Source organism: Geodermatophilus sp. DSM 45219 (assembly GCF_900104025.1).
In the GTDB taxonomy this organism is placed as follows: Bacteria; Actinomycetota; Actinomycetes; order Mycobacteriales; family Geodermatophilaceae; genus Geodermatophilus.
This window is the reverse complement of the sequence record NZ_FNIQ01000003.1, coordinates 201,473-217,135: the sequence shown is the minus strand read 5'-3', so window position 1 is coordinate 217,135 and position 15,663 is coordinate 201,473. Positions and strand designations below refer to the sequence as shown.

The 15,663-nt window shown below is 74.0% G+C and carries 17 protein-coding genes; 13 read left to right on the top strand and 4 right to left on the bottom strand.

From position 1 onward, the window contains the following. Nucleotides 1-38: 38 nt before the first annotated feature. The 9 genes from purD (at nt 39) to BLR12_RS10125 (ending at nt 8,412) form a co-directional block, all read left to right on the top strand. Nucleotides 39-1,295: a phosphoribosylamine--glycine ligase gene (gene purD / locus BLR12_RS10165; RefSeq protein ID WP_091377165.1), complete on the top strand. Its 1,257-nt coding sequence runs from the start codon at nt 39-41 to the stop codon at nt 1,293-1,295. Nucleotides 1,296-1,305: 10 nt separating this feature from the next. Then, on the top strand, nt 1,306-1,686 hold the full coding sequence (locus tag BLR12_RS10160; protein WP_091377162.1) for a DMP19 family protein: 381 nt from the start codon (nt 1,306-1,308) through the stop codon (nt 1,684-1,686). A 65-nt stretch (nt 1,687-1,751) separates the two neighbouring features. Continuing rightward, nucleotides 1,752-3,059: an adenylosuccinate lyase gene (purB, locus tag BLR12_RS10155; RefSeq protein WP_091377159.1), complete on the top strand. Its 1,308-nt coding sequence runs from the start codon at nt 1,752-1,754 to the stop codon at nt 3,057-3,059. After that, the gene (locus BLR12_RS10150) at nt 3,056-3,922 is read left to right on the top strand and encodes a phosphoribosylaminoimidazolesuccinocarboxamide synthase (protein WP_218120614.1); all 867 of its coding nucleotides are present in this window, start codon (nt 3,056-3,058) and stop codon (nt 3,920-3,922) included. Before purB ends, BLR12_RS10150 begins: the two co-directional genes overlap by 4 nt. Before the next feature lies 1 nt (nt 3,923). Next, on the top strand, nt 3,924-4,673 hold the full coding sequence (locus tag BLR12_RS10145) for an alpha/beta fold hydrolase (RefSeq protein WP_218120613.1): 750 nt from the start codon (nt 3,924-3,926) through the stop codon (nt 4,671-4,673). A 94-nt stretch (nt 4,674-4,767) separates the two neighbouring features. Further along, a complete protein-coding gene (gene purS, locus BLR12_RS10140) occupies nt 4,768-5,007 on the top strand; it encodes a phosphoribosylformylglycinamidine synthase subunit PurS (RefSeq protein WP_091377157.1) in 240 nt (79 codons plus the stop codon). Then, complete coding sequence (gene purQ, locus BLR12_RS10135; RefSeq protein ID WP_091377154.1) at nt 5,004-5,681, top strand: phosphoribosylformylglycinamidine synthase subunit PurQ; 678 nt, start codon at nt 5,004-5,006, stop codon at nt 5,679-5,681. The genes purS and purQ overlap by 4 nt, the downstream gene beginning before the upstream one ends. Beyond that, complete coding sequence (gene purL, locus BLR12_RS10130; protein WP_218120611.1) at nt 5,678-8,026, top strand: phosphoribosylformylglycinamidine synthase subunit PurL; 2,349 nt, start codon at nt 5,678-5,680, stop codon at nt 8,024-8,026. Before purQ ends, purL begins: the two co-directional genes overlap by 4 nt. Further along, nucleotides 8,026-8,412 carry a sterol carrier family protein gene (locus BLR12_RS10125; RefSeq protein WP_091377151.1) on the top strand — a complete coding sequence of 129 codons (387 nt, stop codon included), beginning with the start codon at nt 8,026-8,028 and terminating at the stop codon, nt 8,410-8,412. Before purL ends, BLR12_RS10125 begins: the two co-directional genes overlap by 1 nt. 182 nt (nt 8,413-8,594) lie before the next feature. Here the strand turns inward: BLR12_RS10125 and BLR12_RS24470 are convergent, their stop codons facing one another. Beyond that, nucleotides 8,595-8,738 (bottom strand): MFS transporter small subunit, encoded by a 144-nt coding sequence (locus tag BLR12_RS24470; protein ID WP_176832455.1) that lies wholly within the window; start codon nt 8,736-8,738, stop codon nt 8,595-8,597. Beyond that, on the bottom strand, nt 8,735-10,150 hold the full coding sequence (locus BLR12_RS10120) for an OFA family MFS transporter (protein WP_091377147.1): 1,416 nt from the start codon (nt 10,148-10,150) through the stop codon (nt 8,735-8,737). The genes BLR12_RS24470 and BLR12_RS10120 overlap by 4 nt, the downstream gene beginning before the upstream one ends. Before the next feature lie 239 nt (nt 10,151-10,389). Between BLR12_RS10120 and BLR12_RS10115 the strand changes: the two genes are divergently transcribed. The 4 genes from BLR12_RS10115 (at nt 10,390) to purM (ending at nt 14,786) form a co-directional block, all read left to right on the top strand. Then, nucleotides 10,390-11,475, top strand: a complete 1,086-nt coding sequence (locus BLR12_RS10115) for an S-(hydroxymethyl)mycothiol dehydrogenase (RefSeq protein ID WP_091377144.1) — start codon at nt 10,390-10,392, stop codon at nt 11,473-11,475. Then, nucleotides 11,475-12,083, top strand: coding sequence for an MBL fold metallo-hydrolase (locus tag BLR12_RS10110; RefSeq protein WP_091377141.1), 609 nt, complete (start codon nt 11,475-11,477; stop codon nt 12,081-12,083). The genes BLR12_RS10115 and BLR12_RS10110 overlap by 1 nt, the downstream gene beginning before the upstream one ends. Nucleotides 12,084-12,172: 89 nt before the next feature. Beyond that, nucleotides 12,173-13,711, top strand: a complete 1,539-nt coding sequence (gene purF / locus BLR12_RS10105) for an amidophosphoribosyltransferase (protein WP_091377139.1) — start codon at nt 12,173-12,175, stop codon at nt 13,709-13,711. 19 nt (nt 13,712-13,730) lie between these two features. After that, nucleotides 13,731-14,786, top strand: a complete 1,056-nt coding sequence (purM, locus tag BLR12_RS10100; RefSeq protein WP_091377136.1) for a phosphoribosylformylglycinamidine cyclo-ligase — start codon at nt 13,731-13,733, stop codon at nt 14,784-14,786. A gap of 180 nt (nt 14,787-14,966) precedes the next feature. Here purM and BLR12_RS10095 read toward each other — a convergent pair whose 3' ends face one another. Together BLR12_RS10095 and BLR12_RS10090 are read right to left on the bottom strand one after the other, a co-directional pair. Next, on the bottom strand, nt 14,967-15,191 hold the full coding sequence (locus BLR12_RS10095) for a DUF3073 domain-containing protein (RefSeq protein WP_091377133.1): 225 nt from the start codon (nt 15,189-15,191) through the stop codon (nt 14,967-14,969). 193 nt (nt 15,192-15,384) lie between these two features. Next, entirely contained in the window at nt 15,385-15,624 is a 240-nt protein-coding gene (locus BLR12_RS10090; protein ID WP_176832454.1) for an ester cyclase, read from the bottom strand. Nucleotides 15,625-15,663: the final 39 nt, after the last annotated feature.

Here is a 15,663-nt window from a genome sequence, read left to right as displayed (position 1 = left end):
CGTTCCAGCGAGTCGCGCGCTCGGTAGCGTCGCGGTCCGTGCGCGTGCTCGTGATCGGCTCCGGTGCCCGGGAGCACGCCCTGTGCGTCGCTCTGTCGTCCGACCCGGCGGTGACCGCGCTGGCCTGCGCGCCGGGGAACGCCGGCACCCGCGGGATCGCCGAACCGGCCGGGGTCGACGCAGCCGACCCGGCCGCCGTCGCCGCGCTGGCCACGTCCTGGCGGGCCGACCTGGTCGTCGTCGGCCCGGAGGTGCCGCTGGTCGCCGGGGCCGCCGACGCCGTCCGCGACGCCGGCATCGCCTGCTTCGGCCCGTCGGAGCAGGCCGCGCAGATCGAGGGCAGCAAGTCCTTCGCCAAGCACGTGATGGCCGCGGCCGGGGTGCCGACCGCGCGGTCTTGGCCGGTCGGCGGCGCGGCCGAGCTGGAGACCGCGCTCGACGAGGCCGGCGCCCCGTACGTGGTGAAGGACGACGGGCTGGCGGCCGGCAAGGGCGTCGTCGTCACCGACGACCGGGACGCCGCCGTCGCGCACGGGCACCGCGTGCTGGACGCCGGCGGCGCCGTGCTGGTCGAGGAGTACCTCGACGGTCCCGAGGTGTCGCTGTTCGCCGTCACCGACGGGACGACGGTGCTGCCGCTGCTGCCCGCGCAGGACGCCAAGCGCCGCGACGACGGCGACGCCGGGCCCAACACCGGCGGGATGGGGGCCTACGCGCCGCTGCCGTGGGCGCCGCCGGGCCTGGTCGACGAGGTGCTGGCCACCGTGCTGCAGCCGACCGTCGACGAGATGCGCCGCCGCGGTGAGCCGTTCGCCGGGCTGCTCTACGCCGGCCTGGCGCTGACCGCGCGCGGGATCCGGGTGGTGGAGTTCAACGCCCGCTTCGGCGACCCGGAGACCCAGGTGGTGCTGCCCCTGCTGGAGACGCCGCTGGCCGGCCTGCTGCACGCCGCGGCCACCGGCACGCTGGCCGACCACCCGCCGCTGCGCTGGCGGGACGGGGCCGCCGTCACCGTCGTCGTCGCGGCTCCCGGCTACCCCGAGCGACCGCGCACCGGCGACCCGGTCACCGGCGCCGACGCCGAGGGGGTGCTGCACGCCGGCACCACCGTGGACGCCGAGGGCACGGTGCGCTCGGCGGGCGGGCGGGTGCTGGCGGTGACCGCCGTCGGCGAGGACCTCGCCGCGGCCCGGCAGCGGGCCTACGAGCGGGTGGCCGGCGTCCGGCTGGCCGACGCGCACTGGCGGACCGACATCGCGCTGGCCGCGGTCGAGGGGCGGATCACCCCTGGCTGACGCCGACGAGGTGTGGAACCGCGCCTGCGACCCGTTCGCACCGTTCACCCACCCGGGGGACGCAGCCCTCGCCGCGCTGCTGCTCTGCCACGGGATGGCGATGAACGGCGGCCTGCTCCACGCGGTCGAGGGGCTCGAGATCGAGCAGCGGGAGCGCGCGGTGGCCGGGTACCGCCTGCTCGGGCTCGACGCGGCCGCCGACGCGGTCGAGGACGTCGCGCGGCAGGCCGCCGCGCTGGACGAGGACGACCTCGCGGCCGCCGAGCGGCTGGAGGAGGAGGCGAACCGGCGCTACGACGCCGCGCTGCCCGAGTGGGACGAGACGATCGACCGGGCCTTCCGGGAGCACCTGCGCCGGCACCCGGAGCAGTACGCGCCGCTGGGGGACTGAGCCCCGTCGTCGGCCGCGGCGGCGCTGCGGGAGACTGGGCCCGTGGTGCGAGGAGGCGGCGAGCTGTGATCGAGCGGTACACCCTGCCCGAGATGGGGCGGGTCTGGAGCGACCAGCACAAGTACGAGCTGTGGTGCCGGGTGGAGACCCTCGTCCTCGAGGCGCACGCCGCGGCCGGCCGGGTGCCCGCAGACGTGGTGCAGCCCGTGCGCGACGCGGCGCCGCCCACGCCTGCGCGGGTCGCCGAGATCGAGGAGACCACGCAGCACGACGTCATCGCCTTCCTCACCGCGTGGGCCGACAACACCGAGCCCCGGTCGGCCGCCGCCTACGTGCACCACGGCATGACGTCCTCGGACCTGCTCGACACCGCGCTCGCCGTCCAGCTGACCGAGGCCACCGACCTCCTGCTGGCCCGGCTCGACCGGCTGGTCGCCGTCCTCCGCGACCACGCGCTGGCCCACCGCGACACCATCAAGGTCGGCCGCACCCACGGCGTGCACGCCGAGCCCGACGTGTGGGGTCACCGGGTCGCCGACATCGCCTTCGCCGCCGCCCGCTCGCGGGACCGGCTGCGGGCCGCCCGCGAGCGGGTCGGTGTCGTCGCGATCTCCGGTGCGGTGGGCACGTACTCGCTGATCGACCCGTCGGTGGAGGTCGCCGTCGCCGACGCGCTGGACCTGCGGCCCGCCGACGCCTCCACCCAGGTCGTCATGCGCGACTCGGTCAGCGAGTGGGTCGCGTGCCTGGCGATCGTCGCGACCGTCTGCGAGACGGTGGCCCTCGAGGTGCGGCACGGCCAGCGCACCGAGGTGCGCGAGCTGTCCGAGGCGTTCGGCTCGGGCCAGAAGGGCTCCAGCGCCATGCCGCACAAGAAGAACCCGATCCGCTCCGAGCGCATCGCCGGCCTGGCCCGCGTGGTGCGCGCCGCCGTCGTCCCGGTGATGGAGGGCATCCCCCTCTGGCACGAGCGCGACATCTCGCACTCCTCGACCGAGCGGGTGTTCCTGCCCGACGCCGCGATCACCACCGACTACCTGCTGCACCTGACCACCGGTCTCGTGGCGGACCTGGTGGTCGACGCCGACCGGATGCGGGCCAACCTCGAGTCGACCGGCGGGCTGATCTACACCTCGTCGGTGCTGCTGGAGCTGGTCGAGGGCGGGGCCTCGCGGGAGGACGCGTACGCGCTGGTGCAGTCCGCGGCGATGGAGACCTGGAACAGCGGGACGCCGTTCCGCGAGACGCTGCGGAAGCGGGCCGCCGACTCCGGCGTCGCGCTGGACGAGGCACGGCTGGACGAGATCTGCCGGCCGGAGCGGTACGTGGCGAACCTGGGGCCGCTGTTCGACCGGCTGGCCGCGCTGTCGTGACGACGCTGGAGCTGCCGCTCGTCGCCCGGGGCAAGGTGCGCGAGGTCTACGACGCCGGTGCCGACCGGCTGCTGCTCGTCGCCTCCGACCGGATCTCCGCCTACGACCACGTGCTGCCCACCCCGATCCCCGACAAGGGGCGGGTGCTCACCCAGCTGTCGGTGTGGTGGTTCGAGCAGCTCGCGCCGGTGCTGTCGTCGTTCGGGGCGACCCACCACCTGCTGTCGGCATCGGACGTCCCGCCGGAGGTCGCCGGGCGGGCGATGCTCGTCCGCCGGCTGGAGATGCTGCCGGTCGAGTGCGTCGCCCGCGGCTACCTCTCCGGGTCCGGCACGGTCGAGTACCAGCGCACCGGGTCCATCCGCGACGTCCCGCTGCCCGCCGGGCTGGTCGAGGGGTCGCGGCTGCCCGAGCCGGTGTTCACGCCGTCCACCAAGGCCGAGCAGGGCCAGCACGACGAGGCGATCGACTTCGCCGCCGTCGTGGCCGCCGTCGGGCAGGCCCGGGCGGAGGAGCTGCGCGAGCTGACGCTGGCGCTGTACCGCCGCGGCGCGGAGATCGCCCTGGACGCCGGCATCGTGCTGGCCGACACGAAGGTCGAGTTCGGCGTCTCCCCGGACGGCGGCCTGGTGCTCGGCGACGAGGTGCTCACCCCGGACTCCTCGCGCTTCTGGCCGGCCACGCTGTGGTCGCCCGGCGACGTGCAGCCCTCGTTCGACAAGCAGTACGTCCGCGACTGGCTGACGTCGTCCGGCTGGGACCGCGTCTCCCCGCCGCCGGAGCTGCCCGCCGACGTGGTCGAGGCGACCCGCGAGCGCTACGTGACCGCCTACGAGCGGCTCACGGGCACGACCTTCCGCTGACGTGTCGGGCATCGCCCACCGCTCCGGCGGGTCCGGGGACCACCTGCTCCTGCTGCTGCACGGCCTGGGCGCGACGGGGGCGGTGTGGGACCGGCTGCTGCCGCTGGTCGAGCGCTCCTGGCCGGGATCCTGGGCGGTCCCGGACCTGCGCGGGCACGGCCGGTCGTCCGCCGAGCCGCCCTACGGCTACGCGGTGCACGCCGCCGACGTGGCGTCCCTGGCGGCGGGGGCCGGCGCTGCCCGGGTGAGCGTGCTGGGGCACTCCTTCGGCGGTGTGGTCGGCGCGGTGCTGGCGGGCGGCTGGTACGGCGTGGAGGTGGACCAGGTCGTCGCCGTCGGCGTGAAGATCGACTGGACCGACGACGAGGTGGCCCGGGCGCGGTCGATGGCCACCCGGCCGCCGCAGGTGTTCGCCACCGCCGCTGAGGCGGCCGAGCGCCACCTGCGGCTCGCCGGGCTGACCGGGCTCGTGGACCCGTCCTCCGAGGTGGCCGCCGCGGGCGTCCGCGAGGTGGACGGCGGGTTCTCGCCCGCGCTCGACCCGCGGGCGTTCGGCGCCGTCGGCCCGTCGGTCGAGGAGGTGCTGTCCCGGGCGGTCGCGCCGCTGCGGCTGGCGGCCGGCTCGGGAGACCCGATGGTGGGCCTCGACGCGATGCGTCGGGTCGACCCCGGTGCGGTGCTCCTGGAGGGCGCCGGCCACAACGCGCACTGGGAGGCCCCGGACGCGGTCTGGTCCCTGCTCGCCGGCTGACCCTGCGGCCGGCCGGCCGCTCGCCCCCGCGCGGGGACAGGGGGCCAACCGGACGGCGCAGAGTGGGCCGGGCCACCCCGGTACCCTCGACCGCGTGCCTCGGGTGGTCGTCGACGTCGTGCTGAAGCCAGAGATTTCCGACCCCCAGGGGCAGGCGGTGCTGGGAGCGCTCGGCCGGCTCGGGCACGACAGCGTCACGAGCGTCCGCCAGGGCAAGCACTTCGTGCTCGAGGTCGACGGGACGCCGGACGAGGCCGAACTCCGGCAGATCGCCGAGACGCTGCTGGCCAACCCGGTCATCGAGGACGTCGAGCTCCACATCCCCAAGGACTGATCGTGCGCATCGGTGTCATCACCTTCCCGGGCTCCCTGGACGACGTCGACGCCGCGCGCGCGGTGCGGCTGGCCGGCGCCGAGCCCGTCGCGCTCTGGCACGCCGAGCACGACCTCAAGGACGTCGAGGCCGTCGTCCTCCCCGGTGGCTTCTCCTACGGCGACTACCTGCGGGCCGGCGCCATCGCCGCGCGGGCGCCGATGATGCGCGACGTCGTCGACCGCGCCCGCCAGGGCATGCCGGTGCTCGGCATCTGCAACGGCTTCCAGGTGCTCTGCGAGGCCGGCCTGCTGCCCGGCGCGCTGACCCGCAACGGCCACCTGCACTTCCGCAACCGCGACCAGGCGCTGCGCATCGAGCGCGCCGACACCGCGTGGACGTCGGACTACGAGGCCGGCCAGCAGATCGTCGTCCCGGTGAAGAACGGTGAAGGCCGGTACGTGGCCGCCGACGCCGACCTCGACCGGATCGAGGGCGAGGGCCGGGTCGTCGTCCGCTACGTGGAGGGCAACCCCAACGGCTCGATGCGCGACATCGCCGGGGTGACCAGCGCCGACGGCCGCGTGGTCGGCCTCATGCCGCACCCCGAGCACGCGGTCGAGGACCTCACCGGCCCGGGCACCGACGGCCTCGGCTTCTTCACCTCCGTGCTGAAGGCGGTCGTGGCAGCGTGACCCAGGACAGCGCGACGCAGGGACTGTCCGACCTCGACACCGGGCCCGGCCCGCTGCAGCACCGGCTCGACACCGTCGAGCTCGCCGCGCGGACGCCGGACGTCGAGCAGCCCTACGGCGAGCTCGGCCTGGAGTCCGACGAGTACGCCCGCATCACCGCCATCCTCGGCCGCCGGCCCACCACCGCCGAGCTGGCCATGTACTCGGTCATGTGGAGCGAGCACTGCTCGTACAAGTCGTCGAAGGTGCACCTGCGCCGGTTCGGCGACCTGCCGCGCAGCGAGGCGCTGCTGGTCGGCATCGGCGAGAACGCCGGCGTGGTCGACGTCGGCGACGGCTACGCGGTCACCTTCAAGGTCGAGTCGCACAACCACCCGAGCTACGTGGAGCCCTACCAGGGCGCGGCCACCGGCGTCGGCGGCATCGTCCGCGACATCCTGACGATGGGCGCCCGGCCGATCGCGGTGATGGATTCCCTCCGGTTCGGCCGCGCCGACGCCCCCGACACCGCGCGCGTGCTGCCCGGCGTCGTCGCCGGGGTTGGCGGCTACGGCAACTGCCTGGGTCTGCCCAACATCGGCGGCGAGCTGCTCTTCGACGACTGCTACGCCGGGAACCCGCTGGTCAACGCGCTGTGCGTCGGCGTGATGAAGCACGAGGACGTCCGGTTGGCCAAGGCCGAGGGCGCCGGCAACAAGGTGGTCCTGTTCGGCGCGCGCACCGGCGGCGACGGCATCGGCGGCGTCAGCGTCCTGGCGTCGGAGACCTTCGACGCCGAGGGCCCGGCCAAGCGCCCGAGCGTCCAGGTCGGCGACCCGTTCACCGAGAAGCTGCTCATCGAGGCCTGCCTGGAGATCTTCCGCGAGGACCTGGTCACCGGCATCCAGGACCTCGGCGGGGCCGGCCTGTCCTGCGCGACGTCCGAGCTGGCCAGCGCCGGCACCGGCGGCATGCACGTCGACCTCGACGCCGTCCCGCTGCGCGACTCCACGCTCACGCCGGCCGAGATCCTGATGAGCGAGTCGCAGGAGCGCATGTGCGCGATCGTCGAGCCGGGCAAGGTCGAGCAGTTCCTCGCCGTCTGCCGGAAGTGGGACGTGCTGGCGACCGTCATCGGTGAGGTCACCGAGGGCGACCGGCTGACCGTCGACTGGCACGGCGAGCGCATCGTCGACGTCCCGCCGCGCACGGTCGCCCACGAGGGCCCGGTCTACGACCGGCCGATGCAGCGGCCGGCCGACCTCGACGACCTGCAGGCCGACGACCCGGCCGCGCTGGCCCGGCCCACGACGCCGGAGGAGCTGGCCGCCCACTGGCTGGCCGTCGTCGCCAGCCCCGACGGTGCGGACAAGACCTGGGTCACCGAGCAGTACGACCGCTACGTCCGCGGCAACACCGTGCTCGCCCAGCCGGACGACGCCGGCGTGGTCCGCATCGACGAGGAGACCTCCCGCGGCATCGCGCTGGCCCTCGACGGCAACGGCCGCTACGCCCGCCTGGACCCCTACGCGGGCACGCAGCTCAACCTCGCCGAGGCCTACCGCAACGTGGCGGTGAGCGGCGCCCGCCCGCTGGCCGTCACCAACTGCCTGAACTTCGGGTCGCCGGAGGAGCCGGAGGTCATGTGGCAGTTCGCCGAGGCCGTCCGCGGTCTGGCCGACGCCTGCCGCGAGCTGGGCCTGCCGGTCACCGGCGGCAACGTGAGCCTCTACAACCAGACCGGCGACGTCCCGATCAACCCGACGCCGGTGATCGGCGTCCTGGGCGTCCACGAGGACGTCCGCACCCGCGTGCCCACCGGCTGGCGGACGGCGGGGGAGACCGTGCTGCTGCTGGGCGAGACCCGGCCCGAGTTCGGCGGCTCCGCGTGGGCGTCGGTCGTGCACGGCCACCTCGGCGGCCGGCCGCCCGCCGTCGACCTGGGCGCCGAGCGGGCCCTGGGCGAGCTGCTGGCGGCGCTGGGCCGCGAGGGCCTGGTCAGCTCCGCGCACGACCTCGCCGACGGCGGCCTGGCGCAGACGCTGGCCGAGTCCGCGCTGCGGTACGGCACCGGCGCACGGCTGACGCTCGACGGGGACCCCTTCACCGCGCTGTTCAGCGAGTCGGCCGCGCGCGTCGTGGTCACCACGACCGACCCGGAGGCGGTGCGCGCCACCGCCGAGTGGACCGGCGTCCCGGTCACCGCGCTGGGGACGACGGGCGGCGACGTGCTCGCGGTCGAAGGCGTGGCGGAGCTGCCGCTGGCCGAGCTGCGGGCCGCCTGGAGCGCCACGCTGCCGGCGCTGTTCGGCACCCCGGAGGCGACCGTGGGCAGCGTCCCGGCGGGGACCGTCCCGACCAGCTGATGCCAGCAGCAGCTCCCATCCCCGCCGAGGAGCTGCGGGCCGCGGTCGCCCCCGTGCGGGCCTGGCTGGCGGGGGACGCCGAGCAGCCCCCGCGGGCGGTGCTCGGCGCCGCGGTGAAGACCACGGCCCGCTGGCTGGCCCAGCAGGTGCCCGGGCGGTCGGTCGAGCTGCGGGTGCCGCCGCACGTCGCCGTCCAGCTGGTGCCCGGTCCCCGGCACACCCGCGGGACGCCGCCGAACGTCGTCGAGACCGATGCCGCCACGTGGCTGCGGCTGGCGACCGGCGAGCTGCCCTGGGACGACGCGGTCGCGCAGGGACGGGTCAGCGCCAGCGGCAACCGCGCCGACCTGTCGGCCCACCTTCCCTTGGTCCCCTTGCTCAGGTGAGCCGCTCCGCGAGACGTGTCGACGAGTGGGGCCCGGAGGGCTCCACGAGGAGGGACGGGGTGGGCTCAACGCAGCAGGGGGACGGCACCTGGAGGCGGGGTCGTCCGGTAGGACGACGGTGAGACAGCACAGCGCCCCCGCCCGGAGTCCGGACGGGGGCGCTGCGTGTGCTGGTGCGGGGCTCAGCCGCCGAAGAGGGCGGTCGCGGCCTTGGCCGTGTTGTAGAGCCCGTAGGCGAGCGGGACGCCCACCAGGGTCCAGGCGAAGGCGATCAGCCCCACCGGGGTGTGCATGGGCTTCCGGTCGTCGGTGGTGGGGTGGCTCATCGGGCGGCGCTCCGTTCCGGGTTGGCGCGGGCGGTGGCGGGGCTGGTGGCCTGGGGCTCGAACCACTTGGCGGCGACCGGCCTGATCAGCAGGTTGGCGACGAAGCCGACCGCCAGCAGGCCCACCATGATGAACAGCGCCGGCCGGTAGTTCGCCGCGACCAGCTGACCGGGGGTGCCCTGGGTGTCCAGGACCCCGTTGACGATCAGCGGCCCGGCCACACCGGCGGCCGCCCAGGCGGTCAGCAGCCGGCCGTGGATGGCGCCCACCTGGTAGGTGCCGAAGAGGTCCCGCAGGTAGGCCGGGACCGTGGCGAACCCACCGCCGTAGAAGCTGATGATGATGGCGGCGGTCAGCACGAAGATCCAGGTCGCCGTGCTGCCCAGGGTGGCGAGGATGACGTACAGGACCATGCCGACGCCCAGGTAGACCATGTAGATCGGCTTGCGGCCGATGAAGTCCGACGTCGAGGACCACACGAACCGGCCGGCCATGTTGAACAGCGAGAGCAGCCCGACGAAGCCGGCGGCCGTGGCGGCGGCGACCGTGGAGGTCTCCCCGTTGCGGAAGAAGTCCTGGATCATCGGCGCGGCCTGCTCGAGGATGCCGATGCCCGCGGTCACGTTGCAGAACAGGACCGTCCACAGCAGCCAGAACTGCGGCGTCTTGATCGCGTTGTTGGCCGAGACGTTCTCCGTGGTGACCAGCGCCTTCTTCTTCACCGACGACGGGTCGAAGCCGTCGGGCCGCCAGTCGTTCGCCGGCACCCGCACGATGAAGGCGCCGAACATCATGAAGACCAGGTAGACCGCGGCCAGGGTGAAGAACAGCGCCGCGACGGCCTCGCCGTTGGGCACGGTGCCGGCGGTGCCGTCGTAGGTGGGGTCGTAGTAGTTCATCAGCTGGCGCGACAGCGGCGAGGCGATCAGCGCGCCGCCACCGAAGCCCATGATCGCCATGCCGGTGGCCAGACCGGGCCGGTCGGGGAACCACTTGATCAGCGTGGAGACCGGCGAGATGTAGCCGATGCCCAGGCCGATGCCGCCCAGGACGCCGTAGCCGAAGTACAGCAGCCACAGCTGGCCGGTCTCGATGCCCAGGCCGCCGACCAGGAAGCCGGAGACCCAGAAGACGGCCGAGGTGAACATCGCGGCACGGGGGCCGTTGCGGTCGACCCAGGTGCCGAAGAGGGCGGCGGAGACGCCCAGCATGACGATCGCGATCGAGAAGATGATCCCGATCGCGGTCAGGCTGGCGTCGAAGTGCTCGACGAGCGCGCTCTTGTAGACGCTCGTCGCGTACGCCTGGCCGATGCACAGGTGGACGGCGAGCGCGGCCGGCGGGATCAACCAGCGGTTGAAGCCGGGACGGGCCACGATGCGTTCTCGGGCCAGGAAGCTCGGTACTGCCACGGACGGACCTCCGGAGGTCGACAGCGGGGGATCCCCCCGTCTGAAAGGTCGTGCCACACGTCACGGACCGGCGGGAACGCTACGTCCCCGTACCACGTTCTGCGAAACCCGCTGGGGGCACGAGCTCAGGTCGAGACCGGATTGTTGCGGAGCGGGCGGCCGGATGGTGTCCAACTCATGACCGGCCGGAGTCGCCGGTCAGGCACAGGCGGGTCGCCGGTCGGGCATAGGCTCCGCCCATGGCCTACGAGGTGAGGGGCGTCGTCGCCCGCAGCAAGGGAGCGCCGGTCAGCGTGGAGACGGTGGTCGTGCCGGACCCGGGGCCGGGTGAGGCGGTGGTCGACATCGCCGCGTGCGGGGTCTGCCACACCGACCTGCACTACCGGGAGGGCGGCATCAACGACGAGTTCCCGTTCCTGCTCGGCCACGAGGCCGCCGGCACGGTGGCCGCGGTCGGCGCGGGCGTCACCAACGTGGCCGTCGGGGACTACGTGGTGCTGAACTGGCGGGCGGTGTGCGGCCAGTGCCGCGCCTGCCTGAAGGGCGAGCTGCAGTACTGCTTCGACACGCACAACGCCGCGCAGAAGATGACCCTCGCCGACGGCACCGAGTTGTCCCCGGCGCTGGGCATCGGCGCGTTCGTGGAGAAGACGCTGGTGCACTCCGGGCAGTGCACCAAGGTCGACCCCACCGCCCCGGCCACCGCCGCCGGGTTGCTGGGCTGCGGGGTGATGGCCGGGGTCGGTGCGGCGATCAACACCGGCGCGGTGCGCCGCGGGGAGAGCGTGGCGGTGTTCGGCTGCGGCGGGGTGGGGGACGCCGCGATCGCCGGCGCCAAGCTCGCCGGGGCGACCACGATCGTCGCGGTCGACATCGACGACCGGAAACTCGAGTGGGCCAGGCAGTTCGGCGCCACCCACACCGTCAACTCCAAGCAGACCGACGCGGTGGAGGCGGTCAAGGCCGCCACCGGCGGGTTCGGCGTGGACGTCGCCATCGACGCCGTCGGCCACCCGGCGGTGTTCGAGCAGGCCTTCTCCGCCCGCGACCTGGCCGGCCGGGTGGTGCTGGTCGGCGTCCCGACCCCGGACATGCAGATCACCCTGCCGCTGATCGAGGTCTTCGGCCGCGGCGGGGCGATCAAGTCCTCCTGGTACGGCGACTGCCTGCCCTCCCGGGACTTCCCGATGCTGATCGACCTGTACCGGCAGGGCCGCTTCCCGCTGGAGGACTTCGTGTCCGAGACGATCGGCATCGACGACGTCGAGTCGGCCTTCGACAAGATGCACCGGGGCGAGGTGCTGCGCAGCGTGGTGGTCTTCTGATGGCCGCACGCATCGACAAGACCGTCGTCCCCGGCGTCTTCTCCCTGGACGGGCAGGACTTCGACGTCGACAACAACGTCTGGCTGGTCGGCGACGACGACGAGGTCCTGGTCATCGACGCCCCGCACCGCGCCGCCCCGATCCTGGAGGCGGTCGGCGGGCGGACGGTGACGGCGATCGTGCTGACCCACGGGCACAACGACCACATCACCGCCGCCGTGGCGCTGCGCGAGGCCACCGGCGCGCCGATCTGGTTCCACCCCGCCGACCGGATGCTGTGGGACGTCGTCCACCCCGACGCCGCCCCCGACCGCGACCTGGCCGAGGGCACCCGGTTCACCGTGGCCGGCACCACGCTGACCGCGCTGCACACCCCCGGCCACTCCCCGGGCAGCACCTGCCTGCACGCCCCTGACCTGGCCACCGTGTTCACCGGCGACACGCTGTTCTGCGGCGGCCCCGGCGCGACCGGGCGGTCGTTCAGCGACCACCCGACGATCCTGGACTCGATCCGGTCACGGCTGCTCACCCTGCACGGTGACACCGTCGTGCGGACCGGGCACGGCGACGACACCACCATCGCCGACGAGATGCGGAACGTGCGTTGAGCAGGTGACCAGCAGCGTCGGGCGGGCGGGGTGGTGCGGACCACCCCGCCCGCCCGGTCGCACCCGTCCCGCGCCGGTACCCTCGACGAGTGCCTCGCGGTGATGGACGGCTGACGCACGACCTCGATCCCCAGTCCCCCGGACCCCAGGACGCCTGTGGCGTCTTCGGTGTGTGGGCGCCGGGGGAGGAGGTCGCGAAGCTGACCTACTTCGGTATCTACGCCCTCCAGCACCGCGGCCAGGAGGCGGCGGGCATCGCCGTCTCCGACGGCTCGTCGGTGGTGGTCTACAAGGACCTCGGGCTGGTCAGCCAGGTCTTCGACGAGGCGACCCTGGGCAGCCTGCGCGGCCACCTCGCCGTCGGGCACACCCGGTACTCCACGACCGGCGCCTCCACGTGGGAGAACGCCCAGCCGACGTTCCGCACGACCGTGGCCGGGACCGGCCTGGCGCTGTGTCACAACGGGAACCTCGTGAACACCGCGGAGCTGGCCTCCCGGGCCGCGGACGCCGGCGTCCCGGGCGCGTTCGTCGCCACCAACGACTCGGACCTGGTCACCGCGCTGATCGCCGCGCACCCCGACCTCTCGCTCGAGGCCGCCGCGATGGAGGTGCTGCCGCAGCTGCGCGGTGCCTTCAGCTTCACCTTCATGGACGAGAGCACCCTCTACGCCGCCCGTGACCCGCAGGGCGTGCGTCCCCTGGTGCTGGGCCGGCTGGAGCGCGGCTGGGTGGTCGCCAGCGAGACCGCGGCCCTGGACATCGTGGGCGCCTCCGTCGTCCGCGAGGTGGAGCCCGGCGAGCTGATCGCCATCGACGAGAACGGGTTGCGCAGCCAGCACTTCGCCCCGGCCGAGCCCAAGGGCTGCGTCTTCGAGTACGTCTACCTCGCCCGCCCCGACACCACGATCAGCGGCCGCGGCGTGCACGCCGCCCGGGTCGAGATCGGCCGGCGGCTGGCGAAGGAGCACCCCACCGAGGCCGACCTGGTCATCCCGGTCCCCGAGTCCGGCACGCCGGCCGCGGTGGGCTACGCGGAGGCCTCCGGGATCCCCTACGGGCTGGGCCTGGTCAAGAACTCCTACGTCGGGCGCACCTTCATCCAGCCGAGCCAGACCATCCGCCAGCTCGGCATCCGGCTCAAGCTGAACCCGCTGCGCGACGTCATCCGCGGGAAGCGGCTGGTCGTCGTCGACGACTCGATCGTCCGCGGCAACACCCAGCGGGCGCTGATCCGGATGCTGCGCGAGGCCGGCGCGGTCGAGGTGCACGTGCGCATCGCCTCTCCGCCGGTGAAGTGGCCGTGCTTCTACGGCATCGACTTCGCCAGCCGCGCCGAGCTGATCGCCAACGGCCTGGACGTCGACGGCGTGCGGGCCTCGATCAACGCCGACTCGCTCGGCTACGTCTCCGAGCAGGGCCTGATCGCGGCGACCGAGCAGCCGGTCAACCGGTTGTGCACCGCCTGCTTCACCGGCGAGTACCCGATCCCGCTGGAGGAGAGCGAGCTGCTGGGCAAGCACCTGCTCGAGGGCATCGGCCGCCGGGCGGTCAGCGGGTGGACCGGCCAGCAGGCCGGCAGCGCCACCGTGCCGGGCGGCGCGGACGACGCCCTGACCCGCCCGTGAGCTCCTCGAGGACCGCGCCGTGAGCCAGGAGTTCACCTACGCCGCTGCCGGCGTCGACATCGACGCCGGTGAGCGGGCCGTCGCCCTCATGCGGACGGCGGTGGAGCAGACCAACCGCCCGGAGGTCGTCGGTGGTCTGGGCGGGTTCGCCGGGCTGTTCGCGCTGGACACGGCGCGGTACCGCCGGCCGCTGCTGGCCTCCTCCACCGACGGCGTCGGCACCAAGATCGCCCTCGCCCGCCAGCTGGACCGGCACGACACGGTCGGCATCGACCTGGTCGCCATGGTCGTCGACGACCTGGTCGCCTGCGGCGCCGAGCCGCTGTTCCTGCAGGACTACGTCGCCTGCGGCCAGGTCGTCCCCGAGCGGATCGCGGCGATCGTCACCGGCATCGCGACCGGCTGCCGGCTGGCCGGTGCCGCGCTGGTCGGCGGGGAGACCGCCGAGCACGGCGACCTCATGGCCCCCGACGACTACGACCTCGCGGCCACCGCGGTGGGTGTCGTGGAGGCCGACGCGGTGCTGGGGCCCGAGCGGGTCCGCGACGGCGACGTCGTCGTGGCCATGGCGTCGTCGGGCTTCCACTCCAACGGCTACTCGCTGGTGCGCCGCGTGGTCTCCGCCGCCGGCCTGGACCTCACCGCCACGCCCGCCGGGCTGGACCGGCCGCTGGGTGAGGTGCTGCTCGAGCCGACCCGCATCTACGCGCTGGACTGCCTCGCCCTGGTCGACCGGTTCGGTGTCGAGGGCGTGCACGCCTACGCGCACATCACCGGCGGGGGCCTCGCGGGCAACACCGCGCGGGTCGTCCCCGACGGGCTCGAGGCGGTGCTCGACCGGAGCACCTGGGCGCTGCCGGCCGCGGTCTCGCTGCTCGAGGAGCACGGGGTGCCGCGCGCGGAGTCCGAGCGCGCGTTCAACTGCGGCGTCGGCATGGTCGCCGCGGTTGCCCCCGGCGTCGCCGACGGCGTCCTGGCCGCCCTCGCCGAGCGCGGCGTGCCGGCCTGGATCGCCGGCACCGTGGGCACCCGGACGGGCGCCGACGCCGCACGCCTGGTCGGCGAGTACCGCTGAGAGAGGACCCCGTCCTCCTCGCCACCCGCAGGCTCGCGGCGAGCCCCTGGACGGGGCCTGCGCGGCACTGGGCCGGAGCCTCTGGACGGGGCCGACCGCAACTCCCGGGCGTACGACGACACCGCAGTCCCCGCGGGGACTGCGGTGTCGTCGGTTCAACCCGTACCGGTCAGGCGGAGATCAACGACTGGCCGCCCAGTCGTCGTCCGTGTCGTCGTCCGCCCAGCGGTCGGTGTACTCGCCGTCGTCATCGTCGTCGTCCGTGCTCGCCCGGGAGGGCGTGGCGTACGACGACGGTGAACCGGCCAGCTCGCGCTGCAAGGCGGAGAGGTCGGTGTTCGGTGAGCTGTACTTGAGCTCACGGGCCACGCGTGTCTGCTTGGCCTTCGCTCGGCCGCGCCCCATCGGCTCGACCCCCTCGTTACGGAGTACGGGAGCCCAGCTCCGGGCTGGACGGCCCGCGTGGCGACCCCGACTGAGTGTCTTTGTCTCGACCGAGCTTACGACACGGATCGGCGACCGGCACGGGTCTCCCCCCGCTGTCGCCCGACCGGGGTCGCCGCACTGGTCGCCACGCCGCACCGCACGACTCCGGGCGTCAGGAGACCGGGGTCTGCGTTGGCTGGTCCGTACCGGTCCGAGGGGCGGGGACGGTGGACGTGCCGGACTCCACCAGGCCGAGCTGGGACGCGAAGTCCAGCCGGTCGTAGTAGAAGCGGTGGGAGACGGCCCTGCCGCCCCGGACCGTGATGACGTCGCACTCGCGCAGTCGGAGTCGCCGGCCGGTGGGCGGTAGGTCGCCCTCGGGGGAGCTGAGCGTCCCGCTGTTGGTACCCACGAGCCAGCCCTCGTCCAGCGCGTCGTCGCCGTCGAGCCG